We start from the raw sequence: 25,918 nt of genomic DNA on the forward strand, positions 1-25,918 counted from the left end.
AAAATATGTATTACTACGTATTGTCGCTGCTCATCATTCTGCTTGACCAATGGACAAAGTGGCTTATTGTGAAATCAATGGAAATAGGGGAAAGTGTGCCGGTTATGGACAATTTGTTTCATATTACTTCGCACCGAAACAGGGGAGCAGCATGGGGAATGCTTGAAGGTCAATTTTGGCTGTTTTATCTGATTACAGCTATTGTAGTGGTTGGCATCATTTACTTTATGCAAAAAGAAGCAAAGGGAAAACCATTAATGAAAATCTCCCTAGCTGTTTTACTCGGGGGAGCATTAGGCAATTTTATTGACCGGCTGTTCCGCGGGGAAGTGGTTGATTTTGTGCAGACGTTTATTTTCGGCTATCGGTTTCCCATTTTTAATATTGCCGATGCGGCGTTAACGATCGGTGTTATTTTGCTGTTTGCTGCCATGCTAATAGAAGATCGAAAAGGAAAGAAGGCATAATATGAAATCATTACAGTTTACAGTAAGTGAAGAAGAAAACGGGAGCCGGATTGATAAACTCGCCGCAGCTCAAGAGGAGCAGTATTCCCGTTCGCAGGTGCAGGAGTGGCTTAAGGAAGGGCGCGTTCTAGTCAATGGTCAGCCGGTCAAAGCGAACTACAAAGCGGCAGTAGGAGACGAAGTGACCATTGACATTCCAGACCCTGAAGAACTGAATATTGAAGCAGAAGATCTGAAGCTGGACATTTACTACGAGGATGAAGACGTCATTGTGGTCAACAAGCCGCGCGGCATGGTTGTGCATCCGGCCCCCGGGCATACGACGGGAACGCTTGTGAATGGTTTAATGTACCATTGCAAAGACTTATCCGGTATAAACGGTGTGATGCGTCCGGGTATTGTCCACCGGATTGACAAAGATACATCTGGTCTTCTCATGGTCGCTAAAAATGATATGGCACATGAAAAATTAGTGAATCAGCTTGTCGAAAAGTCGGTGACACGTAAGTACCAGGCGATCGTGCATGGTATTATTTCTCATGATTATGGCACTATCGATGCCCCGATTGGCCGGGATACGAAAGACCGGCAAAAAATGGGCATTGTAAATCATGGTAAAGTAGCTGTGACGCATTTTCAGGTGCTTGAGCGTTTCCGGGACTTTACGCTGGTGGAATGTGAGCTCGAAACAGGGCGTACCCACCAGATCCGTGTTCATATGAAGTATATCGGTTTCCCGCTTGCCGGAGATCCAAAATACGGACCGCGAAAAACACTTGACATTGACGGCCAGGCACTTCATGCAGGCGTATTGGGCTTTGTTCACCCGCGTACGAATGAATATATGGAGTTTGAAGCACCGGCACCTAAAGAGTTTACAGATTTAGTTGATGACTTACGGAAAAAGATTTGACTTTTGTCGAATTTATCGATACAATGAACTCAGTTGAATAAGAACCTTTAAGAACAGTCCCGTGAGGCTGGGAAGGAATCGGATATGAAATGGTATGAGTATGCCATTTTCAAGGAACCACTATGCCTTCTCGCCCACACCGGGTGAGGAGGCTTTTTTCATGGAAAAAGCGGTTGTACTTGATCAGCAGGCGATTCGCCGGGCATTAACAAGAATCGCACACGAAATTATCGAAAGAAATAAAGGCATTGAAAATTGTGTGCTTATTGGCATTAAAACACGGGGCATTTACCTGGCACAGCGGCTTGCCGAGCGCATTTTTCAAATTGAAGGACAGCGCATCCCTGTCGGAGAGCTTGATATTACGCTGTATCGGGACGATTTAACAGTAAAAACAAAAAACGATGATCCTGAAGTAAAAGGATCCGACATACCGGTTGATTTAAACGGCAAAACGGTGATTCTTGTAGATGATGTTTTGTATACGGGCCGCACTGTCCGGGCTGCAATGGATGCCATCATGGACATTGGACGCCCTTCCCACATTCAAATGGCGGCACTTATTGACAGAGGGCACCGTGAACTGCCGATCCGGGCCGACTATATCGGGAAAAACATTCCATCAGCGAAAACTGAGCGGATTGTGGTCACACTTGAAGAAGTGGATGAAGAAGATCGTATAAGTATTTATGAATAAAGAATGAATGTTTAGTAATGGCCCTGTGAGGCTGGATGAACATTGACAACCTTTTAAAAATGCACGAGAGGCATTTAAGGGTGAAATCGGTCTGCGCCTATGCGCAGAACAGCTTCGTTATGCTGTAAAACGAAAAAACACCCTGAAACCAGGGTGTTTTTTTTATGAAAACGGAGGTAAAAATCGATGCTGAGAAATTTAGTTTCAATTAGGGATTTGCATAAAGATGAAATTTTGTTAATATTAATGCAGGCGCAGAAATTTGCGGAAGGCGAAGTTTGGACACCGCATGAAAAACAATATGTCGCGAATTTGTTTTTTGAAGCAAGCACGCGGACAAAAACAAGTTTTGAAATGGCAGAGAGAAAACTCGGCTTGGATGTGATCCCGTTTGATGTTGGGAGTTCAAGTGTTTTAAAGGGAGAAACATTATACGACACAGTTCGCACACTCGAAGCCATTGGCGTTAACGCAGTGGTGGTCCGTCACGAAGCAGATGCTTACTACGACGAACTGGTTGGCCATATCGATATTCCGGTCATTAACGCAGGAGACGGATGCGGCCAGCATCCAACTCAATGCCTGCTTGACCTTCTAACCATTCAGCAGGAGTTTGGTACGTTCGAGGGCTTGAAAATCGGCATTGTCGGCGATATCCGGCACAGCCGGGTAGCCCGCTCCAACGCAGAGGCACTGAGACGACTTGGTGCAGATGTGAAATTTTCAGGTCCTCCTGAATGGTTTGAAGAGGATTTCCTCCAGTCAGGAGGGTTCGTTGAAATCGACGAATTAGTTGAGCAGGTGGACGCTTTAATGCTGCTGCGTATCCAGCACGAACGGCATCAGGTCGCTTCGTCGATGACAAAAGAAGAGTATCATATCCGTTACGGTTTAACAGAGGAACGGGAGAGCCGGATGAAGCCGGGAAGCATTATTATGCACCCTGCTCCGGTAAATCGGGATGCAGAAATTGCTGACAGCTTAGTTGAATGCGAACGGTCCCGCATCTTTAAACAAATGGAAAACGGTGTATATGTCCGCATGGCGGTTTTAAAAGAAGTGCTTGAGGGGAGATTGGCAAATGAACTGGTTAATTAAAAATGGACAAGTCTTAACAGAAAACGGTGAATTAACCGGAGCAGATGTCCGCATTCAAGATGGGAAAATTACTGAAATCGGCGCTGGCCTCGCAGAAAACGGCGAAGAAACAATCGATGCGGGCGGCAAACTCATTGCACCCGGCCTGATTGATTTGCACGTGCATCTGCGTGAGCCAGGCGGCGAGCACAAAGAAACAATTGAAACTGGAACGAAAGCAGCCGCTAAAGGCGGATTTACAACGATCGCGGCTATGCCAAATACCCGGCCGGTACCAGATACAGAAGCAAATCTTCAAAAAGTGAATACACTTATTGAGGAAAATGCACAAATTCGTGTGTTGCCGTATGCATCTATTACAATCCGCCAAGCGGGCAAAGAGCTTGTTGACTTTAAAGCGCTCAAGGAAAATCAGGCATTTGCTTTTACAGATGACGGAGTCGGCATTCAAGAGGCAGGCATGATGCATGCTGCAATGAAGCAGGCAGCTGCTCTTGATATGGCAGTTGTAGCACATTGTGAAGACAACAGCTTAATTTACGGGGGCGCTGTTCACGACGGTGAATATGCTAAACGTGAAGGCGTGCCGGGCATTCCATCCATTTGCGAAGCCGTTCAAATTGCAAGGGACGTGTTGCTTGCAGAAAACACAGGCTGTCACTATCACGTCTGCCACGTCAGCACAAAAGAATCAGTCCGTACGATTCGCGATGCAAAAAGAGCGGGCATTCGGGTCACTGGCGAAGTATCACCGCACCATCTTGTACTCACGGATATGGATATCCCCGGACAGGATCCGAACTTTAAAATGAACCCGCCGCTTCGCGGAGCGGAAGATAGAAAGGCTCTTATTGAAGGGCTGCTTGACGGAACGCTTGATTTTATCGCAACAGACCATGCACCGCATACAGCAGAAGAAAAAGCAGCAGGCATTCTCAAAGCACCATTCGGCATTACAGGATTCGAAACAGCTTTTCCGCTTCTGTACACCGAGCTAGTGAAAAAAGGTGTGATTACATTGAAGCAGCTTGTAGACTGGATGACGGTGAAACCGGCTGAAGTCTTTAATCTGCCGTATGGCCGCCTCGAAGAAGGTGCCAACGCTGATCTTACCATTATTGATCTTGATAGCGAAAAAGAAGTAGATCCAAAGACGTTTTTATCAAAAGGTAAAAACACACCATTTGCAGGCCGCGTACTTTCAGGGTGGCCGGCCGCAACGTTTTTTGAAGGAAATCTTGTATGGCAGGAAGGAACGATCAACGAATGAAAAAACAGCTTATTTTAGAAGATGGTACAGTATTTGCTGGTGAAGGATTCGGCAGTGAAAAAGACGTAACGGGCGAAGTGGTTTTTACAACAGGTATGACAGGTTACCAGGAAACCTTGTCCGACCCATCTTACTGCGGACAAATTGTCACATTCACTTATCCGCTTATTGGTAACTACGGTATTAATCGTGACGACTTTGAAACAATTCAGCCGGCTGTAAAAGCACTCGTTGTGAAGGAAGCAGCAGATTTTCCTTCAAACTTCAGAACTGAATTTTCAATCGATGAATATTTAAAAATGAAAGATATTCCGGCTATTTCCGGTATTGATACACGCAAATTAACGCGAATTATCCGCCAGCACGGTGCTCTTAAAGGAGCGATTGTTTCTGCGGATGTAAATCCTGAGGATGTGATTCCACGACTTCAGGCAACAGTACTGTCAAACGATCAGGTTGCACAGGTTTCTACAAAGTCCGCTTATCCAAGTCCAGGACGCGGTTTCCGGGTTGTCGTAATCGACTTTGGTATGAAGCATGGGATTTTACGTGAATTAAACAACCGTAACTGCGACGTAACGGTTGTACCGCATGATACAACAGCAAAAGAAATTATGCAGTTTAAACCAGATGGTATCATGCTGACAAACGGACCGGGAAACCCGAAAGATGTGCCGCATGCCATCGAAACGATTCGTGAGCTTATCGGTCAGGTGCCGATTTTCGGTATCTGCCTTGGCCACCAGCTGTTTGCTCTTGCTTCCGGTGCCGATACATTCAAGCTGAAATTCGGCCACCGCGGTTCGAATCATCCAGTTAAGGATCTTGAAACAGGACGTACAGCGATCACTTCTCAAAACCACGGGTTTGCTGTAAGCGAAGAATCAATTGCGAATACGGATTTGAAAGTAACACATGTTGCACTTAATGATGGAACAGTTGAAGGGCTGGCTCATAAGAAGTACCCTGCTTTCACTGTGCAATATCACCCAGAAGCTTCACCAGGACCAGAAGATGACAATATTTTATTTGACCGCTTTGTTGACTTAATGAAAACAAACGCTGCAAAGGAGACACAACATGCCTAAACGTACAGACATCCAAAGTATACTTGTGATTGGCTCCGGCCCGATCGTAATTGGCCAGGCGGCAGAATTTGATTATGCAGGGACACAAGCATGTCTCGCTTTAAAAGAAGAAGGATACCGGGTTATTCTCGTAAACTCAAACCCAGCAACGATCATGACGGATACGGAAATTGCGGATGCAGTTTACATTGAACCGATCACGCTTGAGTTTGTCCGCCGCATTATTCAAAAAGAACGTCCGGACGCGATTTTGCCAACGCTTGGCGGCCAGACAGGATTGAATATGGCAGTCGAGCTTTCCAATGCCGGCGTGCTGGATGAGTACAACGTAAAAGTACTTGGTACGAAGCTTTCAGCGATTGAGCAGGCGGAAGACCGCGACTTGTTCCGTTCATTAATGAATGAATTAAACGAGCCGGTGCCGGAAAGTGAAATTATCCACACTTTAGATGAAGCGTATGCTTTTGTTGAGCAAATTGGCTATCCAGTTATCGTACGTCCTGCTTATACACTGGGCGGTACGGGCGGCGGAATTTGCGAAAACGAAGAAGAACTGGTTGAAACCGTAACAAACGGCTTGAAACAAAGCCCGGTTACACAGTGTCTTCTAGAAAAAAGCATTGCCGGCTTCAAAGAAATCGAATATGAAGTGATGCGCGATTCAAATGACAATGCGATCGTTGTTTGTAACATGGAAAACATTGACCCGGTTGGAGTTCATACAGGGGATTCGATTGTTGTAGCGCCGAGCCAGACGTTGACAGACCGTGAATATCAAATGCTCCGCAACACGTCTTTAAAAATTATTCGCGCGCTTGGAATTGAAGGCGGCTGTAACGTTCAGCTTGCACTTGACCCATACAGCTTCCAATATTACATCATTGAAGTAAACCCGCGTGTAAGCCGTTCATCTGCGCTTGCATCAAAAGCAACAGGCTACCCGATTGCAAAATTGGCAGCAAAAATTGCTGTCGGCTTAACACTGGATGAAATGATGAACCCGGTTACGGGCAAAACGTACGCTTGCTTTGAGCCGGCTCTGGACTATGTTGTTTCTAAGATCCCGCGCTGGCCGTTTGATAAATTTGAGAACGCAAACCGTACATTAGGTACGCAAATGAAAGCAACGGGCGAGGTTATGGCAATTGGCCGTACATTTGAAGAGTCAATGCTGAAAGCAGTCCGCTCACTGGAAAGCGGCGTATACCATCTGTCGCTCGATGAGCTGGCTGATAAAGACGACGCGTTTCTTGAAAAACGGATTCGCAAAGCAGGAGACGAGCGCTTGTTCTATCTGGGTGAAGCACTTCGCCGCGGCATCACAATCCAAACGATTCATGAGTGGAGCCAAATTGACTTGTTCTTCCTGAAGAAGTTTGAAAACATCGTCAAATACGAAAAAGAAGTTGAAAACAATCCATTTAACCATGAGGTTGTGAAACGAGCGAAACAGCTTGGATTTGCCGATAAAACCATTGCAAAAGCATGGAGCGTTTCTGAAAAAGAAGTGTACGACTGGCGTAAAGAAAACGGCATTGTCCCTGTTTTCAAAACCGTTGATACATGCGCGGCAGAATTTGAATCAGAAACACCATATTACTATGGCACATATGAAGAAGAAAACGAATCGATTGTGACAGACCGCAAGTCCGTTGTCGTACTTGGTTCTGGTCCAATCCGTATCGGACAGGGTGTTGAGTTTGACTACGCAACGGTACACTCTGTATGGGCGCTGAAAGAAGCAGGTTATGAAGCGATTATTATTAACAACAACCCTGAGACGGTTTCAACAGACTTTAGTATCTCTGACAAGCTTTACTTCGAGCCGTTAACAATCGAAGATGTCATGCACATTATCGATCTGGAAAAACCAGAAGGCGTTGTTGTACAGTTCGGCGGCCAAACGGCGATTAACTTAGCCGGCCAGCTAGTAGAACACGGCGTAAAAATTCTCGGCACAAGCCTTGAAGATGTAGACCGCGCAGAAAACCGTGATAAGTTCGAGCAGGCTCTGCAGGAGCTTGATGTTCCGCAGCCGCTTGGCAGAACAGCTTTCTCAGTAGATGCAGCCGTTGAGATTGCCAACAGTATCGGTTACCCAGTTCTTGTTCGTCCGTCATACGTGCTCGGCGGCCGTGCAATGGAAATTGTTTATAAAGAAGCAGAATTGCTTCAATACATGCAAAATGCTGTAAAAGTCAACCCAGAGCATCCAGTTTTGATTGACCGTTATCTAACGGGTAAAGAAATTGAAGTAGATGCGATCTCTGACGGCACAGATGTAGTCATTCCAGGAATTATGGAGCACATCGAGCGTGCAGGTGTCCATTCTGGTGACTCGATTGCCGTATATCCGCCACAAAAGCTGACAGATGATCAAAAAGCAAAAATTATCGAGTATACAACAAAGCTTGCCAAAGGCTTAAACATTATCGGCTTGCTCAACATTCAATATGTTATTTCAAAAGGTGAAGTATTTGTAATCGAGGTAAATCCTCGTTCAAGCCGGACGGTACCATTCTTGAGCAAAATTACGAATGTACCGATGGCGAACCTTGCAACAAAAGCGATCATGGGACAGTCATTAAAAGACATGGGCTACGAATCAGGCCTTGTTCCAGAAAAAACAGGTGTTTACGTAAAAGTTCCAGTGTTCTCATTCGCGAAACTTCGCCGTGTAGATACAACGCTTGGCCCTGAAATGAAATCAACAGGTGAAGTAATGGGGAAAGATGCAACGGTTGAAAAAGCACTTTACAAAGGGCTTGTGGCATCCGGTATGAAGATTCCAACTAAAGGAGCTGTTCTCCTGACAGTTGCAGATAAAGATAAAGAAGAAGCGCTGGCAATCGCAAAACGCTTCCACAATATTGGCTTCCAGCTGCTGGCTACACATGGCACAGCCAAGATGATCAGCGAAACAGGCGTACCAGTACAAACCGTGGCCAAAATCGGCGCGAAAGGTCCAGATATGCTGGATGTGATTCGCGGAGGCGAAGCGCAGTTTATTATCAATACTCTTACAAAAGGCAAGCAGCCGGCGCGTGACGGCTTCCGTATCCGTCGTGAATCAGTAGAAAACGGTATTCCATGCTTAACGTCACTTGATACAGCAACCGCGATTTTAGAAGTGCTTGAATCAATGATCTTTAATGCAGAAGCAATGCCAAAACCGGCATTGGAGGCGGTCCATTCATGATTCAAAAAGAGCTGATGACGGTTGTTTCCCAATCGGAAATCGCTAAAAATATTTTTGAAATGACATTAAAAGGGGCGCTGGTTGATCAAATCGACCAGCCGGGCAAATTTGTCCATTTAAAAGCGAGCGAAGAAATGATGCCCCTTCTTCGCCGCCCAATCAGCATTGCGCGTGTTGAACACGATAAGCAGGAATTTACGATGATTTACCGGGCGGAAGGTGCAGGAACCACTGCACTTTCCCGCAAGCAATCCGGTGACCAGGTGGACGTTCTCGGTCCACTTGGCCACGGTTTCCCGGTTGAAGCAGTAGCTCCTGGAGAAACTGCCCTGTTAATCGGCGGCGGTATCGGTGTTCCACCGCTTTATGAACTATCACGCCGCTTAAATGAAAAAGGCGTAAAGGCCATTCATGTTCTTGGCTTTCAAAACAAGGAAGCTGCGTTTTATACAGAACAGTTTGCCGAGCTGGGTGAAACATATGTCGCAACAGTAGACGGCTCACTTGGTGAACAGGGATTTGTAACGGATATTGTAAACAAACACGGACTGCGGGGAGACGTATTTTACTCCTGCGGTCCAACAGTTATGTTAAAAGCGGTTGAAAAACTTCATGCCGCGCCGCGCGGTTTTATTTCTCTTGAGGAGCGGATGGGCTGCGGAATTGGTGCCTGCTTTGCCTGCGTATGTCATCCGGCAGCGGATGAAACAGGAACGGCGTACTTGAAAATCTGCAGCGACGGTCCAGTATTTAAAGCCGGGGAGGTGGCATTGTGAGCCGATTAGCACTAGATCTTCCAGGTTTGTCACTTAAAAATCCCGTTATGCCGGCATCCGGCTGCTTCGGGTTTGGCCGCGAATTCAGCCAGCTGTTTGATTTAAGCACACTTGGGGCCATCATGATCAAAGCAACAACAGAAGCACCGCGTTATGGAAATGCAACACCTCGTGTAGCAGAAACACCGGGCGGTATGCTGAATGCGATCGGGCTTCAAAACCCTGGATTGGAAAAAGTAATCGCCAATGAACTCGAGTGGCTCAAACAGTTTGACGTGCCGATTATTGCCAATGTAGCCGGCTCGCAAACAGAGGATTACGTTCAAGTAGCCAAAGAGATTTCTAAAGTAGACAACGTTCATGCATTGGAACTCAATATTTCCTGCCCGAATGTTAAAACAGGCGGAATTGCTTTTGGAACCGTACCAGAAACAGCAAAAGAGTTAACGAAACGAGTAAAAGAAGTGTCTGAGGTGCCTGTATATGTAAAGCTGTCGCCTAATGTCACCAATATTGTCGAGATGGCAAAAGCGGTAGAAGACGGCGGCGCAGACGGCATTACAATGATCAACACATTAATTGGCATGCGTATCGACTTGAAAACAGGACGGCCGATTTTATCGAACCGGACAGGCGGTTTGTCAGGTCCAGCCGTAAAACCGGTAGCGATTCGTATGGTGTATGAAGTAAGCCAGCAGACGAATCTGCCAATCATCGGCATGGGCGGTATTTCAAACGTTGAAGATGTGATTGAGTTTTTCTTAGCGGGTGCAGATGCCGTGGCAGTTGGCACAGCAAACTTTGTAAATCCATTTGTCTGCCCGGAATTAATTGCCGAGCTGGATCAGTACTTGGAAGCCCATAATGTAGATCATATTAGTGAATTAAAAGGACGGAGCTGGAAATAATGGAAAAAGAACCGATTATTGCACTCGATTTCCCGACTTGGCAGGAAACCGAGCAATTTCTTGTGCCCTTTTGCGGAGAGCAGCTTTACGTAAAAGTAGGGATGGAGCTTTACTTGCAAAATGGGCCGTTCATTATTGAACAGCTGAAACAAATGAATCACCGTATTTTTCTCGATTTAAAACTTCATGATATTCCTAACACAGTAGGACAAGCCATGAAAGGCCTGGCGGCGCTTGGGGTCGATATGATTAATGTCCATGCAGCCGGCGGAGTTGAAATGATGAAGCGTGCCCGCGAAGGCCTGGATGCAGGTGCTAAAGGCAGCCGGCCTGTGCTGCTTGCGGTTACGCAGCTGACTTCGACATCGGAAGAAGCGATGCAGCAGGATCAATTAATCAAGGTTCCGCTCGGGGAGTCTGTCCGCCATTATGCTCAAAAAGCGCAGGAAGCCGGCTGTGATGGAGTGGTTTGCTCTGTTTTAGAAGCAGCGGCTATTCGCGAAGCGTGCGGGGAAGCATTCTACAAAGTAACACCTGGCATTCGCTTAAAAGACGGGCAGGCAGACGATCAAAAGCGTATTGCGGATCCGGCTGAAGCGCGTAAAATCGGTTCAACGATGATTGTAGTAGGGCGCCCGATTACAAAAGCAGCCGACCCGGTTGCAGCCTATCAATATGTGAAAGCACTCTGGGGAGGACAAGCATAAAATGAAAAAGCAAATTGCAGAAGAATTACTCGAAATCCGTGCGGTTTTTTTACAGCCAAATGATCCGTTTACATGGTCATCCGGCATGAAATCACCCATTTACTGCGATAATCGCTTAACATTATCGTATCCGAAAACGCGCCAAAAGATCGCTGCTGGACTGGCAGAACTGATCCAAAAAGAATATCCGGAAGCAGAAATCATTGCCGGCACTGCAACAGCAGGCATTCCGCATGCTGCCTGGGTTTCAGATGTATTAAATTTGCCAATGTGCTATGTGCGCTCAAAAGCAAAAGAGCATGGCAAAGGCAACCAGATTGAAGGAAAAGCGGAGCCCGGCTCAAAAGTAGTCGTCATTGAAGATTTGATTTCAACAGGCGGCAGCGCGATCACTGCAGCAGAGGCTCTTCGTGCAGCAGGATGTGACGTTTTAGGCGTAGCAGCCATCTTTACATATGGACTGCCAAAAGGAGATGCACGCCTGGCGGAAGCAGAACTTAAAGCTGTTGCGCTAAGTGATTATGATGCACTGATTGAAGTTGCTGCTGAAAAGAATTACGTAAAAACAGAAGACATCGAAACGCTGAAAAAATGGAAACAGGCGCCCGATGCATGGGGCATCAACTAATTTCCAGGCGGCCGTGATCAATCACGGCCGCTTTTTTGTTTGGAAAAATATGATACAATCGTGTCAATTTTATCGGCGGAAGGAATCGATGTGGCAGAATACAAGGTAAAATTAATAAATCCCTCTTCTCATTTAAAAGAAGAATACCGCTCGTTTTATGAAGAATGGGAAACAAGCGGTGAAAAGATGATACCGTTGGTGATTGAACGGGATCCATCCCGTTTTGAAGAAATACTTCAGTTTCTGCGGGACAATGAAAAGGGCATCCGTATTCCAGCCGGCTGGGTGCCTGATTCCACATACTGGCTGATTGATTAAAGGAAGCGAGTCCTTGGCGTTGTCAATATCCACCATGCTTTAACACCTTTTTTGCGAAACAGCGGCGGGCACGTCGGTTACGGTATCCGGCCTTCTGAACGAAGAAGGGGCTATGCGGCTTCCTTGCTTGGACTGTCACCTCAAAAAGCAAGAGAGCTCGGTATCGAGCGGGTTTTGGTTGTTTGTGACGAAGAGAATATCGGGTCTTCTAAAACCATTGTAAAAAATGGCGGTACCGCCGATGGGGACTTTATAGAGGAAGATGGAACCGTCGTCAAACGATTTTGGATCGACACATAAAAAGAAAGTGAGCGGGTCCGCTCACTTTCTCATTTTCATAACTTTGCCTTCATCCGGGGTAACATACACCGTATGCTGATTATCGTAAATCACAAATCCGGGCCTTGCACCGGACGGCTTTTTCACGTGGCGGACTTTTGTGTAGTCAACTGGAACAGAAGAAGAGTCTTTTGCTTTGCTGTAGTAGGCAGCAATCATGGCAGCTTCTAAAATTGTTTCCTCCGACGGAGCGTCTGAACGGATCACAATATGCGATCCCGGAATGTCTTTTGTATGAAGCCAGATATCATCCCGGCGTGCTGCTTTATTCGTTAAATAATCATTTTGCCGGTTGTTTTTACCCGCGTAAATAAGCGTTCCGTCTGTGGCCATATATTCTTCAATGACCGGCTTGTCCACTTTCTTTTTCTTCTTGATATGCCGCGCTTTTAAGTAGCCTTCTTCAGCGAGCTCCTCGCGAATTTCTTCAATATCCCGTGGTGAAGCTGATTCAAGCTGCTGAAGGAGGGCTTCAAAATATTGAATTTCCTCATTTGTTTTTTCGATCTGCTCCTGCACCGCTACAACCGCATGTTTTGCTTTTTGATAACGCGAAAAGTACTTTTGCGCATTGTCAGCCGGACTTTTTTGAGGATCAAGCTGGATTGTTACCGTTGCCCCATTTTCATCATAATAATTCACAACGTCAATTTCTGTCATGCCTTTTTTCACTGCATATAAATGGGCTGTTAACAGCTCGCCCATGCGCTGATACTCACCGGCATTTTCCGCTTCTTGAAGAGTACGCTCCAGCTTCCCGATTTTGGTGCGGTTTTTCTGCAGCTCATTTCCGATCAAACGCTCGAGGTCGTTTGCCTGCTGGCGTACACGGTCACGCTCCGCTTTACCGAAATAGTACCGGTCTAAGAGCGAAGAAGCCGTTTCAAAGAATATACGCTCTCCCTTTAGGTGAGAAAGATCCATCATGTAGAAAAATGATTTGTCGCCGTTTTCAATCATCACAGGGGAATACGCAGCTTTTTTTATAGGATCTATCAGGTCAAGGAACGCAGCTGGCACTGTTTCACGGTTGGCAAGGCCGGCGCGGGCGACAATTTCATTGCTGATAAGCGGAGAAAAGCCTTCAAACGCTGAAACGAGCTGTTTGGCAATTTTCCCTGCATTAAAATCTACAGCACGCTGAATGGTTTCCTTATCAGCAGCCAGCGGATTTTGCTTGTTTTGTGCAGGCGGTTCTACGTATGCTGCTCCGGGCAGAATGGTCCGGTAGCTGTTCATAGAAGATGGAACATGCTTGATGCTGTCAATGATCGTTCCTTTTTCCTTGTCAACAAGAAGAATATTGCTGTGACGGCCCATAATTTCCACGTACAACTGCTTGTAGGAAATATCTCCGATTTCATTTTTTCCTTTAAACTCAAAACAAATCGTCCGGTCAAGGCCAAACTGGCGGATGTCTTCTAAAATAGCACCATCTAAATGCTTGCGCAGCATTACACAGAAAAGCGGCGGCTCAGATGGATTTTCCTGAACGGTTTCCGTCAGCTGTACCCGTGCATAAGACGGATGGGCAGATAAAAGCAGGCGGTTATTTTTGCCTCTCGCCCGAATGATCATAATGGTTTCGTTTTTAAATGGCTGGTGAATTTTGTTGACTCGGCCGCCTGTCAAGGCTTCCTTTAATTCTTCTACCATTGCTTTTGTAAATAGTCCATCGAATGCCATGATTCATACTCCCTTTTTGAACGAACATATTTATTCATCTTACCATGGGATGGGGCCTTTCGTAAATTTGAGGACATTTCTTTTGTAACCGTTCAAACTGCTGTATACTTATTTTGACAAACTTATACAGAAAAGAGGCATATTATGACCGAGCTGGTCGCAGTAGTTATGATTTTTTCAATCCCTCTTGCTGCCATTTTTACATCTTATAAAAGAAGCCAAATGAAATTGAAATACAAAATGATTAAAGAACAAGTGCAACTGGAAAAACTAAAGCAGGAAAACTTTCTATTGGAAACAGAAAAAATGAAAACCGAGCTCCGGCTTTCAACTCCCTTTGAAGAAAAAGAAGAGGTTCTTGCATTTATCGAGCAGGAAAAGCAACATTTATGATATAATAATTCGAGTGTGCAAAAACGGACGAAACGTGACAAAGGGGATCAAGATTGATGCAATTAATCAATATTGGATTTGGCAGTGTCGTCTCGGCAGAGCGGATTGTAGCGATTGTCAGCCCGGAGTCGGCACCGATGAAGCGGCTCGTTCAAGAGTCGCGTGAAAAAGGAAATCTCGTCGATGCCACATTTGGCCGCCGGACACGTGCGGTCATTTTAACAGACAGCCATCATGTTATTTTGTCTGCTGTTCAGCCGGAAACGGTGGCGAATCGTGCGGCGCTAAAAGATGAGGATGCTGAGGAAGGATTGTGAAGTAAGTGAAAGAAAAAGGTTTGCTGATCGTATTGTCCGGACCGTCCGGCGTGGGCAAAGGAACGGTGCGTAAAGCGATTTTTTCAAGAAAAGATGTAAAGTTCGAGTATTCCATTTCCATGACAACGCGCAAACCGCGCGAAGGAGAAGTGGACGGCGTTGATTACTTTTTTAAATCCCGCGAGGAATTTGAGCAGCTGATCAAGGAAGGGAAACTGCTTGAATACGCAGAATTTGTCGGCAACTATTATGGAACGCCGGTTGATTACGTTCGGGAAACGCTCGACGCAGGGAAGGATATTTTCCTTGAAATTGAAGTAGAGGGTGCAAGACAGGTACGTGAAAAGTTTCCGGAAGGACTGTTTATTTTCTTAGCGCCGCCGAGTCTTTCGGAGCTGCACAGCCGGATTGTCGGCCGCGGCACGGAGACGGATGAAGTGATCCGGGGCCGTATGGAGCAGGCACGCAAAGAAATTGATATGATGGACTTGTATGACTACGTCGTTGAAAATGATGAAGTAGAGCGGGCATGCTCGCGCATTCAGTCTATCGTTGAAGCAGAGCACTGCCGGCGTGAGCGTGTACAGCACCGCTATCAAATTATGCTTGAACTGGAAGGGGAACAATAATGCTATATCCATCTATTGATAACTTACTAACAAAAATCGATTCTAAATATTCATTGGTCAGCGTAGCTGCAAAGCGCGCCCGTTCAATGCAGGAAAACAAAGGAAAAGGCGCGCTTGGAGCGTATCGGTCGTACAAGTTTGTTGGAAAAGCGCTTGAAGAGATTTATGCGGATGAGCTTGTCATGAAAAAGAAAGACGAGAACAAAACGTACTCAGACGAAGTGTAAATAAGGAAAACGGAAAAGGGCGGCGAATACCGGCCTTTTCTTTTTGTATGCTATCATATTGGCATAAAGAGTTGACTGGAACGGAGGGAAAGGGAATGAACGGAAAAAACATTTTGCTTTGCGTCAGCGGCGGCATAGCAGTTTACAAAGCGGCGGCACTAACGAGCAAGCTGAAACAGGCGGGTGCTCATGTCAAAGTAGTCATGACCGAATCCGCCCAGAAGTTCGTAGCGCCGGTCACTTTTCAGGCGCTGTCTGGTGAACCGGTATATACCGATACATTCGATGAAAAAGACCCCGCTAAAATTGCTCATATTGATATTGCAGACTGGGCAGACCTTGTGATTGTGGCACCGGCAACAGCAAACATCATTGCCAAAATGGCTCACGGGATGGCAGATGACATGGTATCAACTGTTCTCCTGGCCGGTACAGCGCCAAGATGGATTGCACCCGCCATGAATGTAAATATGTATGCGCACCCTGCTGTACAAAAAAACATGGAAACACTGCGGTCGTTCGGCTGCCGGTTTATCGAACCCGGTGAAGGCTACCTTGCCTGCGGATATACGGGGAAAGGGCGGATGGAAGAGCCTGAGAGGATTGCGGAACTTGCTGCTCAATTTTTTGCTAAAGATGAACAAAAGATTCTTCAAGGAAAACGAGTTGTCGTAACGGCAGGGCCCACACGTGAAGCGATCGATCCAGTGCGCTTTTTCACCAATAAATCAACAGGCAAAATGGGATATGCAGTGGCGGAAGCAGCACGGGAACTTGGGGCAGATGTTACGTTAATTTCAGGACCTGTAGCGATCAAGCCTCCTGGTGGTGTAACCGTCCGACAGGTAGAAAGTGCAGAAGAAATGTTTCAGGAAGTGATGCACGTTTATCCTGATGCGGATATTGTTGTGAAAACGGCTGCTGTTGCAGACTACCGCCCTGCTTTTGTGCTTGACAATAAAATGAAAAAGCAGGACGGTGCGCTTACAATTGAGCTTGAGCGGACGAAGGATATTTTAAAAACACTTGGCGAACAAAAAGAACACCAATTTTTAATTGGTTTTGCGGCTGAAACAAATGATGTAGAGACGTACGCAAAGAGGAAGCTTGAATCAAAAAACGCAGATATGATTGTGGCAAACAATGTCAAGCAGGAGGGAGCCGGCTTCGGCGGTGATACGAATATTATCTCGATCTTCCACCGTGACGGCACACACCAGGACTTTGAGAAAATGACTAAAAAAGAAGCAGCATTCCGTATTCTGCAGGAAGCAGCCGGGCGGATGGGTGAGGAAAAATGAATATCGCTTCTGTCGTCGTGGACGTTGCGGTCCGCCAGACGGACCGCCCGTTTGACTACGAAATTCCTTCCAGATGGGAAGGGATGATTCAGCCGGGTATGCGGGTGATCGTCCCATTTGGCCCGCGCCATGTGCAGGGGTTTGTGCTGGATGTAAAAGAAGAGCCGGAAAGCCGTAAGCTAAAGCCGATTGTAGAACCAATGGATCTTGTTCCGGTATTAAATAAAGAATTGCTTTCACTCGCCGACTGGCTGACAGCCGAATCGCTATGCTTTAAAATTTCAGCGCTGCAGGCGATGCTTCCGGCTGCAATGAAAGCCAAATATGCAAAGCATATCCGCATAACCGGTCACAGCGCGCTGAGCAGAGAAGCCCTTTCTCTTTTTGGAGACCGTGAAGAAATTACATGGGAAGAAGCGTCCGAGGCAGGTGCGCTTGCCCAAATACGCAGGGAAGTAAAAAAAGGATCGCTTGATGTAATTTATTCTGTGAAAAGCAAAGGGCGAAAAAAGACGATTCGTATGGTTCAATGTCCGCTATCTGAGGAAGGGCTGGCCCGAACCCTTCAGTCTATGCCGAAAAATGCTATAAAACAATCGGAAGCTCTCCAGCTTTTTCAAGGAACAGAAGGAAAATGGATACCGCTCAAGGAAACAGGTATTTCATCTGCTGTTGCAAAAGCGCTCATCGAAAAAGGGCTGCTTTTAGAGAAGCAGGAAGAAACATACCGTGACCCTTTAGCCGGCCGGACATTTGAACCAGATCAGCCGCTTGACTTGACACCCACTCAAAGAGCGGCGATTGAGCCTGTTATTGAGAATATAAAAGAAAACAAAGCAGAAACCTTTCTGCTTCATGGTGTAACCGGAAGCGGGAAAACAGAAATTTATCTGCAATCCATCAGCGAAGTCATTCAAAAAGGACAGGAAGCGATTGTGCTCGTTCCGGAAATTTCATTGACGCCTCAAATGACGGACCGGTTTAAACAGCGGTTTGGCGATGACGTGGCGGTGCTTCACAGCGGACTGTCTACGGGCGAGAAATATGACGAATGGCGGAAAATCAGCCGCAAGGAAGTAAAAGTGGTTGTGGGCGCCCGCTCCGCTGTTTTTGCTCCGTTCGAAAACATCGGGCTAATCATTATTGATGAAGAACATGAAACAAGCTACAAGCAGGAAGAAAATCCCCGTTACCATGCGCGTGATGTGGCTATTTGGCGGTCCGGTTACTATCAATGTCCGGTTATTTTAGGAAGCGCAACTCCTTCTTTGGAATCCTTTGCCCGGGCAAAAAAAGGGGTCTACAAGCTGTTGACGCTGTCCGAACGTGTCAATGACCGCCCGCTGCCTTCCGTCGATATTGTCGATATGCGTGAAGAGCTGCGGGAAGGAAACCGGTCTATGTTTTCTAGAAACTTATTTGAAAAAATAAAAGACCGCCTTCAAAAAGGAGAACAAACTGTCCTGTTTTTAAATAAGCGTGGATATTCTTCTTTTATTATGTGCCGCGACTGCGGGTTCGTGCCGGAATGTCCTAACTGTGATGTGTCAATGACGTATCACCGTCACCGCCATCAGCTGAAATGCCATTATTGCGGCCATGAGGAGCTGTCGCCTGACGTATGCCCGGAATGCGGCAGTGAACATATCCGTCATTTCGGCACAGGTACACAAAAGGTAGAAGAAGAGCTTTTAAAACTGCTGCCGGAAGCGCGGATTATTCGAATGGATGTAGATACAACCGGTACAAAGGGAGCCCATGAACGGCTGCTGAGACGCTTTGCTGACAAGGAAGCTGATATATTGCTCGGCACGCAGATGATTGCCAAAGGACTTGATTTTCCGGATATTACGCTCGTCGGTGTTTTAAGCGCGGATACAATGCTGCATTTGCCGGATTTTCGTGCATCAGAAAAAACATTTCAGCTTTTAACGCAAGTAAGCGGACGGGCCGGCCGGCATACATTGCCGGGTGAAGTGGTGATTCAAACTTATACGCCGGAGCATTACAGCATTCAGCTTGCTGCTGATCAGCATTACGAAGCGTTTTACGAGCAGGAGATGCAAGTGAGAAAAGCGGGAGGCTATCCTCCATTTTATTTTCTTGCGCTTATTACAGTCAGCCATGAAGAAGCGATTACCGCATCGAGCGAGGCCGGCAAAATCGCTGCCAATATTAAGCCGGAGCTCTCTCCAGCGGCGGTTGTGCTTGGCCCTGTCGCTTCACCGATCTCACGGATCAACAATAGATATCGGTGGCAATGTTTGATAAAATACAAACGTGAACCAAAGCTTGGCACCGTGTTGAAGCAGGTGCTTGAGCATTATGCAAAACAAGGAAAATCAAATGGGCTTATTGTATCTATTGATATTCACCCATATGTATTGATGTAGAAAAGAGGAACGCAATGACGATTTTATCCATTGTTGAACATCCAGCCGACATTTTAGAAACAAAATGCCAGCCGGTTAAACAATTTGACAGTAAATTAAAGCGCCTGGTGCGTGATATGCAGGAAACCATGATTCAGGCGGACGGCGTCGGCCTCGCTGCCCCGCAAATCGGGAAAGATATGCGCCTTGCCATTGTGGATATTGAAGACGAGCATGGCTTAATTGTCTTAATCAATCCTGAGCTGCTTTCTTCAGAGGGCAGCCAGACAGATATCGAAGGATGTTTGAGCTTTCCTGATCTATACGGGGAAGTAACCCGCCCCAATCGAATTAAAATCAAAGCTCAAAACGTCAAAGGCCAGTTTTACACGTTTGAAGCAAGCGGATTTCTGGCACGGGCTATTTTGCACGAAATGGATCACTTAGACGGCGTGTTATTTACATCTAAAGTGGAAAAATATATTCCGGCTGAGGAATTGAAAGGAGCGGATGAAGAATGACCACAATCGTTTTTATGGGAACCCCGGATTTTTCCGTGCCGGTGCTTGAGCAGATCATCAAAGACGGCTACGAAATCCTCGCTGTGGTCACACAGCCCGATCGACCTGTAGGCCGGAAAAAAGTGTTAACGCCGCCGCCGGTTAAAGCAGCAGCTCTAGAGCATGGGCTTCCGGTTTTGCAGCCTGAAAAGCTGTCGAAGTCGGCCGAGCTCGATGAAATTATCGCCTTAAAGCCGGATTTAGTCGTTACGGCAGCATACGGGCAGCTTTTGCCGAATGCCCTTCTTGAGGCGCCAAAATACGGGTGCATTAATGTTCATGCCTCTCTTTTGCCGGAGCTTCGGGGCGGTGCTCCGATTCACTATTCGATCCTGCAGGGAAAAAAAGAAACAGGCATCACCATTATGTATATGGCTGAAAAACTGGATGCAGGGGACATTATTTCACAGGCGGCTGTGACCATTGAGGAAGATGACAACACAGGCACCCTGCACGACAAACTAAGTGCAGTTGGTGCGGACTTGCTGTCTAAAACCATCCCGGCTATCATTGAAGGCACTTCTTCGCGGACACCCCAGGACGGGGCAAAAGCAACATTTGCGCCTAATATTCGCCGTCAGGATGAAAAAATTGACTGGAGCCGCCCGGGAGAAGAACTGTACAATCAGGTAAGAGGGCTTTGCCCTTGGCCGGTTGCGTATACCATTCTTAATGAGGCAGTCGTGAAAGTATGGAAAAGTGAAAAAATGGCGGGCAAAAGTGGCGCACCCGGCACCGTACTTGCTCTTGAAGAGGACGGTATTGTCGTTGCGACCGGTTCAGAAACAGCGCTTAAAATAACAGAATTGCAGCCGGCAGGAAAAAAACGGATGAGTGCACGCGATTACCTGCGTGGTTCAGGATCATTCCTTCAAGCCGGTGCTGTATTTGGAGACTAATATGAAATCATTGAATGTGCGCGAAATTGCGCTCGACTTAATTGATACGGTAGAAAAAAGCGGTTCTTACAGCAATTTGATGCTGAATACGGCAATCGAAAAAAATAACTTGTCGGGCCGGGACGCAGCGCTGCTGACGGAAATCACTTATGGCACCATTCAGCGGAAAATGACGCTTGACTTCTATCTCGCACCTTTTTTGAAAAAAAAGCCTGAGCGCTGGGTGCATAATTTGCTTCGTTTATCTCTTTATCAAATGGTCTATCTTGATAAAGTACCGGAAAGAGCGGTTATTCATGAAGCAGTTGAGATTGCGAAAAAAAGGGGCCATAAAGGCATTTCCAGCATGGTCAACGGTGTGCTTCGTTCTATCCAGCGAGAAGGTGTTCCGGATACGGCTTCTATTCAAGATGACGCAGAACGCATTTCGATTGAAACAAGCCATCCACTCTGGCTTGTGAAAAGATGGATCAAGGCATATGGGAAAGAAAAAACAGAAGCGATGTGCCGGCACAACTTAACAGCACCAGAACAGACCGTTCGTGTAAATAGTATGAAGATGACACGTGATGAAGCCATCCAGGCCCTGGCAGAAGAAGGGTTTGAAGCAGAACCTTCTGACGTCTCTCCATATGCAGTCAGAATTTTAAGAGGAAATGCAGCACGTTCAAATCTTTTTAAAAGCGGGGCTATTTCCATTCAAGACGAAAGTTCAATGCTCGTCGCCCCTGTTTTAGGCGTGAAGCCCGGCCAGCGTGTTTTAGATATGTGTTCAGCACCGGGCGGAAAAACCGCACATCTTGCTGAACAAATGAATGGAGAAGGCCGGATTGATGCGCTGGATATTCACGCGCACAAGCTGAAACTTGTTGCTCAGAATGCCGAGCGGCTGGCGCTCTCGAACATCCATGTTCAAAAGCAGGATGCCCGCAAAGCAGGAGAACTGTTTGCAGAAGAAACTTTTGATGCGATTTTAGTGGATGCTCCTTGTTCAGGGCTTGGCGTTATTCGCCGGAAACCGGATTTGAAATATGCGAAAACGGAACAGGATCTCGATAACCTGCAGCGTATTCAGCTGGCGATTTTAAATGCCGCTGTGCCGCTTTTAAAAGAGGACGGTGTCCTCGTTTACAGTACATGTACGGTCGATAGGGAGGAAAATGAAGGAACGGTGAATGCCTTTTTGGAGGCTCATCCCGAATTCGAGCCTGCCCCTCTTGAGCACATCTCTATAGAGAAAGAAGCGAATATGGTTCAAGTGTTTCCAGACGATTTTGGCGGCGATGGATTTTTTATAAGTAAATTTAGAAAGAAGGAAAATAAATAAATGACAACAGCGAGAAAAAAGCAGACGGAACCGCAGAAGCTATCCATTTATTCACTGGAACTTCATGAGCTTAAAGAGTGGCTTTCAGCAAACGGGGAAAAGCCATTTCGGGCTGATCAAATTTTTGACTGGCTGTATGTAAAACGGGCGAAAACCGTGGATGATATGACTAACTTATCGAAAGAGCTGCGCACAAAGCTCGATGAGGCATTTGTGTTTACGGTGCTGAAAACAGCCATTCAGCAGGAGTCCGCTGACGGTACGATTAAATTTTTATTTGAACTGCATGACGGGTATTCGATTGAAACCGTGCTAATGCGCCATGAATATGGCAACTCCATTTGTGTAACGACACAGGTCGGCTGCCGAATCGGCTGTACGTTCTGTGCATCAACACTTGGCGGTTTAAAGCGGAACCTTGAAGCCGGTGAAATTGTGGCGCAGGTTGTGAAAGTACAGCAGGCACTCGATGAAGTAGGGGAACGGGTAAGCTCTGTCGTCATTATGGGTATCGGGGAGCCGTTCGACAATTACGAGGAAATGATGTCATTTTTACACATTATCAACCACGAAAAAGGCTTGAACATTGGAGCGCGGCACATTACCGTGTCAACGAGCGGGATTGTACCGAAAATCTACAAATTTGCTGATGAAAAAACACAAATTAACTTCGCGGTATCTCTTCATGCGCCAAATGATGAACTGCGCACAAAGCTTATGCCGATTAACCGTGCTTACAAGCTGAAGGACTTGATGGACGCGATTCGTTACTATACAGAAAAAACGGGCCGCCGTATCACATTTGAGTACGGACTGTTCGGCGGTGAGAATGATTCAGTGGCTCATGCAGAGGAGCTTGCTGCTTTGATCAAAGGAATTAAGTGTCACGTAAACTTAATCCCAGTGAACTACGTGCCTGAGCGGGATTATGTTCGCACACCGCGCAACAAGATTTTTGAGTTTGAAAAAACATTGAAAAACAATGGTGTAAACGTAACGATTCGACGTGAGCAAGGAACGGATATTGATGCAGCATGCGGCCAGCTTCGGGCGAAAGAGCGTGCCAGCGAAACGAGGTGACAAGATGAATGCTGTGTTTGAAACAGACCGCGGACGAGTGCGCTCGCACAATGAAGACAGCGGGGGCGTTTTTCATCATAACGGCAGCTTGTGCCTGGCCGTTGTAGCAGACGGAATGGGCGGGCACAATGCGGGAGATACCGCAAGCCGGATGACCATCAGCATGTTTGAACAGCATTGGAACGAAACAGCATTGAATATTCAATCGCCGGATGAGGCCTTAAACTGGATGAAGGCGATTATCCCAGTGATCAATAAAGAAATTTTATTTCATGCCCATACCCATCCAGAATGCAGCGGTATGGGAACGACACTGGTAGCGGCTCTTTGCACAGACCGGTTTTGCGCGATTGCGAGCATTGGAGACAGCCGGTGTTACCTACAGAGTGAGGACGGCTTTTCACAAGTCACGGAAGATCATTCACTTGTGAACGAACTCGTTAAATCAGGTGAAATTACCAAGGAAGCAGCAGAGAGCCATCCGAAAAAAAATGTACTAACACGAGCTCTCGGAACAGACGAAAAGCTGTCTGTTGATTACAGAACGATCATGTTTGAAGAAGGAGATTTGCTCCTTCTTTGCTCCGATGGTTTATCAAACAAAGTGTCAGCTCTTGAAATGAGCCATATTCTGCAATCACCAGATCCGCTTCATGAAAAAGCAAATACTCTGATTCGTCTGGCCAATGAAAACGGCGGAGAAGACAATATTACAGTCGCAATTCTCGAGCATTGTGCCGAACGCGAAAGCGGGTGACGGCGATGTTAATTGGCAGAAGCTTAAGCGGGCGCTATAAAATCGTCCGGGCGATTGGCGGCGGCGGAATGGCGCATGTATACCTGGCTCGTGATATGATTTTAGACCGGGATGTGGCTATTAAAGTCCTGCGGTTTGATTTTGCCGGAGAAGATGAATTTTTGCGTCGATTTCAGCGTGAGGCCCAGGCAGCGTCAAGCCTGGCTCATCCGAATATAGTCAGTATTTACGATGTTGGGGAAGAAGATAATATTCACTTTATCGTAATGGAATATGTGGACGGAATGACGCTGAAAGAATACATTCAGCAATTTTCTCCCGTTCCGTACGAAACCGTTATTAATATTATGAGGCAAATGACTGCGGCCGTTGCATTTGCCCATCAGCATTCCATTATTCACCGTGATGTAAAACCACACAACATGCTTATTGATCGGGATGGAATTGTAAAAATGACCGACTTTGGTATTGCAATGGCGATGAGTGCAACTTCTATTACGCAGACAAATGCGGTTCTTGGGTCTGTTCATTATATTTCCCCCGAGCAGGCAAGAGGGGGAATGGCGACAAAAAAGTCTGATATTTACGCACTTGGGATTGTCATGTACGAGCTGTTAACGGGAAAGCTCCCGTTTTCGGGTGAATCGGCTGTCTCCATTGCTTTAAAGCATCTGCAGGCAGAGACTCCATCTATTAAACAACTTTATCCGGGAGTTCCGCAAAGCATTGAAAATATCGTCCTTCATGCAACGGCAAAAGATCCTTTTCACCGCTATGTGAGTGCAGAAGAAATGGAACACGATTTGTCTACTGCTTTAGAGCCTTACCGCATGCATGAGGAAAAATTTAAAATTCCGGATGATAATGATGAAGTCACAAAAGCGATTCCGATTATTTCATCGAAGCCGCCGGAGAGAATCCAGCCGTCTGTACCGCCTGTAGAAATCAAGCAGCAAACAGATAGTGGCACAAATACTAAGCCGCAAAAAAAGAAAAGAAAGTGGCCATGGTTTCTGCTCGTGCTCCTTATTCTGGGTGCCCTCAGTGCTGCAGCCTGGTTTATGCTGATGGTGCCGAAGCAGATAGCAGTGCCGGATACAAACGGAAGCAGTCCGGAAGCAGCTGCTGCTACTTTAATTAATGCTGGTTTTGTCGTAGGTGACTCCGATGAGGAATTTAGTGCAGATATTGAAGAAGGAAAAGTGATTCGAACGGTGCCAAAAGCGGGAACAACAGTAGAAGAAGGCAGTGAGATTGACTTGTTTGTCTCGGCAGGCAAAGAAAAAAAAGCAATGGAAGATTACAGCGGGAAAACATTGGAAGAAACACGGGAATTGCTCGAGGAAGCCGGCTTTCGTAATGTTGAAACTGAGTTGAAATATGACGATAGTGAAGCAGGAACGGTGCTGGAGCAAAGACCAGATGCGGATGAACTCGTGATTCCGGAAGAAACAGACGTTGAATTAACGGTGAGCGCAGGCCTTGCCAATGTCGTGCTGACAGATCTTTCGGACTATACGAAAAAAAGCCTGGAAGACTATGCGGATGCAAATGGCATTATCATTGATATTTCCGGAGAAGAATACTCGGATTCTGTTGCGGCCGGTCAGGTGATCAGGCAGTCGCCGCAGGCCGGAAGTGAAGTGGCGCCGGGCAGTACAGTTAAAGTCACACTTTCAAAAGGACCGGAGGAAATTCCGCCGGCAGAAGTATCAACAGAAGTGGTGATTCCATACGTGCCTGAGGTGGAAGGAGAACCTCAAGAGGTTCAGATTTATGTAGAAGATGCTACACATAGTATGACAGAACCATATGAAAAGTTTTTAATTACAGAAGAAACGAAGCGAACACTGCAGTTTGTGATTGAGAAAGATCAAAAAGCAGGATATAAAGTGGTGCGGGATCAGGTCGTCATTATGGATGAAACGATTCCTTACCCGGAAAAAACACAATCTGAATAAG

The 25,918-nt window shown here is 46.4% G+C and carries 24 protein-coding genes and 1 pseudogene; 24 read left to right on the forward strand and 1 reads right to left on the reverse strand.

Annotation, left to right across the window (positions count from 1 at the left end; translation table 11 throughout):
- Positions 1 to 5 precede the first annotated feature (5 nt).
- From lspA to RG959_RS07540, 12 genes and pseudogenes are all read left to right on the forward strand, one after another.
- Entirely contained in the window at positions 6 to 467 is a 462-nt protein-coding gene (lspA, locus tag RG959_RS07485) for a signal peptidase II (RefSeq protein WP_242232110.1), read from the forward strand.
- 1 nt (position 468) lies between these two features.
- Positions 469 to 1,380, forward strand: a complete 912-nt coding sequence (locus RG959_RS07490) for an RluA family pseudouridine synthase (RefSeq protein WP_342796580.1) — start codon at positions 469 to 471, stop codon at positions 1,378 to 1,380.
- 160 nt (positions 1,381 to 1,540) lie between these two features.
- Positions 1,541 to 2,077 carry a bifunctional pyr operon transcriptional regulator/uracil phosphoribosyltransferase PyrR gene (gene pyrR / locus RG959_RS07495; RefSeq protein ID WP_251270319.1) on the forward strand — a complete coding sequence of 179 codons (537 nt, stop codon included), beginning with the start codon at positions 1,541 to 1,543 and terminating at the stop codon, positions 2,075 to 2,077.
- A gap of 189 nt (positions 2,078 to 2,266) precedes the next feature.
- Positions 2,267 to 3,175: an aspartate carbamoyltransferase catalytic subunit gene (locus RG959_RS07500; RefSeq protein WP_242232454.1), complete on the forward strand. Its 909-nt coding sequence runs from the start codon at positions 2,267 to 2,269 to the stop codon at positions 3,173 to 3,175.
- Positions 3,159 to 4,445 (forward strand): dihydroorotase, encoded by a 1,287-nt coding sequence (locus RG959_RS07505; RefSeq protein WP_342796581.1) that lies wholly within the window; start codon positions 3,159 to 3,161, stop codon positions 4,443 to 4,445. Before RG959_RS07500 ends, RG959_RS07505 begins: the two co-directional genes overlap by 17 nt.
- On the forward strand, positions 4,442 to 5,533 hold the full coding sequence (locus RG959_RS07510) for a carbamoyl phosphate synthase small subunit (protein ID WP_242232106.1): 1,092 nt from the start codon (positions 4,442 to 4,444) through the stop codon (positions 5,531 to 5,533). Before RG959_RS07505 ends, RG959_RS07510 begins: the two co-directional genes overlap by 4 nt.
- Positions 5,526 to 8,732, forward strand: coding sequence for a carbamoyl-phosphate synthase large subunit (carB, locus tag RG959_RS07515; protein ID WP_342796582.1), 3,207 nt, complete (start codon positions 5,526 to 5,528; stop codon positions 8,730 to 8,732). Before RG959_RS07510 ends, carB begins: the two co-directional genes overlap by 8 nt.
- On the forward strand, positions 8,729 to 9,508 hold the full coding sequence (locus RG959_RS07520; protein ID WP_342796583.1) for a dihydroorotate dehydrogenase electron transfer subunit: 780 nt from the start codon (positions 8,729 to 8,731) through the stop codon (positions 9,506 to 9,508). Before carB ends, RG959_RS07520 begins: the two co-directional genes overlap by 4 nt.
- 47 nt (positions 9,509 to 9,555) lie before the next feature.
- On the forward strand, positions 9,556 to 10,416 hold the full coding sequence (locus RG959_RS07525) for a dihydroorotate dehydrogenase (RefSeq protein WP_483298859.1): 861 nt from the start codon (positions 9,556 to 9,558) through the stop codon (positions 10,414 to 10,416).
- Positions 10,416 to 11,123, forward strand: a complete 708-nt coding sequence (gene pyrF / locus RG959_RS07530; protein WP_342796585.1) for an orotidine-5'-phosphate decarboxylase — start codon at positions 10,416 to 10,418, stop codon at positions 11,121 to 11,123. Before RG959_RS07525 ends, pyrF begins: the two co-directional genes overlap by 1 nt.
- A gap of 1 nt (position 11,124) precedes the next feature.
- Entirely contained in the window at positions 11,125 to 11,751 is a 627-nt protein-coding gene (gene pyrE / locus RG959_RS07535; RefSeq protein ID WP_242232101.1) for an orotate phosphoribosyltransferase, read from the forward strand.
- 186 nt (positions 11,752 to 11,937) lie between these two features.
- Positions 11,938 to 12,369, forward strand: a pseudogene (locus tag RG959_RS07540) (GNAT family N-acetyltransferase).
- A gap of 21 nt (positions 12,370 to 12,390) precedes the next feature.
- Here the strand turns inward: RG959_RS07540 and RG959_RS07545 are convergent.
- A complete protein-coding gene (locus tag RG959_RS07545) occupies positions 12,391 to 14,094 on the reverse strand; it encodes an Rqc2 family fibronectin-binding protein (protein WP_342796586.1) in 1,704 nt (567 codons plus the stop codon).
- Between the two features lie 144 nt (positions 14,095 to 14,238).
- Here RG959_RS07545 and RG959_RS07550 point away from each other — a divergent pair, with 144 nt between their 5' ends.
- From RG959_RS07550 to pknB, 12 genes are all read left to right on the forward strand, one after another.
- Positions 14,239 to 14,487 (forward strand): hypothetical protein, encoded by a 249-nt coding sequence (locus tag RG959_RS07550; protein ID WP_342796587.1) that lies wholly within the window; start codon positions 14,239 to 14,241, stop codon positions 14,485 to 14,487.
- Between the two features lie 56 nt (positions 14,488 to 14,543).
- On the forward strand, positions 14,544 to 14,804 hold the full coding sequence (gene remA, locus RG959_RS07555; RefSeq protein WP_050181503.1) for an extracellular matrix/biofilm regulator RemA: 261 nt from the start codon (positions 14,544 to 14,546) through the stop codon (positions 14,802 to 14,804).
- 5 nt (positions 14,805 to 14,809) lie between these two features.
- Positions 14,810 to 15,433 carry a guanylate kinase gene (gmk, locus tag RG959_RS07560; RefSeq protein ID WP_251270308.1) on the forward strand — a complete coding sequence of 208 codons (624 nt, stop codon included), beginning with the start codon at positions 14,810 to 14,812 and terminating at the stop codon, positions 15,431 to 15,433.
- Entirely contained in the window at positions 15,433 to 15,660 is a 228-nt protein-coding gene (gene rpoZ / locus RG959_RS07565) for a DNA-directed RNA polymerase subunit omega (protein WP_251270306.1), read from the forward strand. Before gmk ends, rpoZ begins: the two co-directional genes overlap by 1 nt.
- A gap of 95 nt (positions 15,661 to 15,755) precedes the next feature.
- A complete protein-coding gene (gene coaBC / locus RG959_RS07570) occupies positions 15,756 to 16,961 on the forward strand; it encodes a bifunctional phosphopantothenoylcysteine decarboxylase/phosphopantothenate--cysteine ligase CoaBC (protein ID WP_342796588.1) in 1,206 nt (401 codons plus the stop codon).
- Entirely contained in the window at positions 16,958 to 19,354 is a 2,397-nt protein-coding gene (gene priA, locus RG959_RS07575; protein ID WP_342796589.1) for a primosomal protein N', read from the forward strand. The genes coaBC and priA overlap by 4 nt, the downstream gene beginning before the upstream one ends.
- A 14-nt stretch (positions 19,355 to 19,368) precedes the next feature.
- Positions 19,369 to 19,854, forward strand: a complete 486-nt coding sequence (gene def, locus RG959_RS07580; protein WP_342796590.1) for a peptide deformylase — start codon at positions 19,369 to 19,371, stop codon at positions 19,852 to 19,854.
- On the forward strand, positions 19,851 to 20,792 hold the full coding sequence (fmt, locus tag RG959_RS07585; RefSeq protein WP_342796591.1) for a methionyl-tRNA formyltransferase: 942 nt from the start codon (positions 19,851 to 19,853) through the stop codon (positions 20,790 to 20,792). The genes def and fmt overlap by 4 nt, the downstream gene beginning before the upstream one ends.
- A 1-nt stretch (position 20,793) precedes the next feature.
- On the forward strand, positions 20,794 to 22,119 hold the full coding sequence (rsmB, locus tag RG959_RS07590; protein WP_342796592.1) for a 16S rRNA (cytosine(967)-C(5))-methyltransferase RsmB: 1,326 nt from the start codon (positions 20,794 to 20,796) through the stop codon (positions 22,117 to 22,119).
- Complete coding sequence (gene rlmN, locus RG959_RS07595; protein ID WP_342796593.1) at positions 22,120 to 23,199, forward strand: dual-specificity RNA methyltransferase RlmN; 1,080 nt, start codon at positions 22,120 to 22,122, stop codon at positions 23,197 to 23,199.
- 4 nt (positions 23,200 to 23,203) lie between these two features.
- Entirely contained in the window at positions 23,204 to 23,956 is a 753-nt protein-coding gene (locus RG959_RS07600) for a Stp1/IreP family PP2C-type Ser/Thr phosphatase (RefSeq protein ID WP_342796594.1), read from the forward strand.
- Between the two features lie 5 nt (positions 23,957 to 23,961).
- Entirely contained in the window at positions 23,962 to 25,917 is a 1,956-nt protein-coding gene (gene pknB / locus RG959_RS07605; RefSeq protein ID WP_342796595.1) for a Stk1 family PASTA domain-containing Ser/Thr kinase, read from the forward strand.
- Position 25,918 lies beyond the last annotated feature (1 nt).

The organism is Domibacillus sp. 8LH (genome assembly GCF_038806185.1).
Classification (GTDB): Bacteria; Bacillota; Bacilli; order Bacillales; family Domibacillaceae; genus Domibacillus; species Domibacillus indicus_A.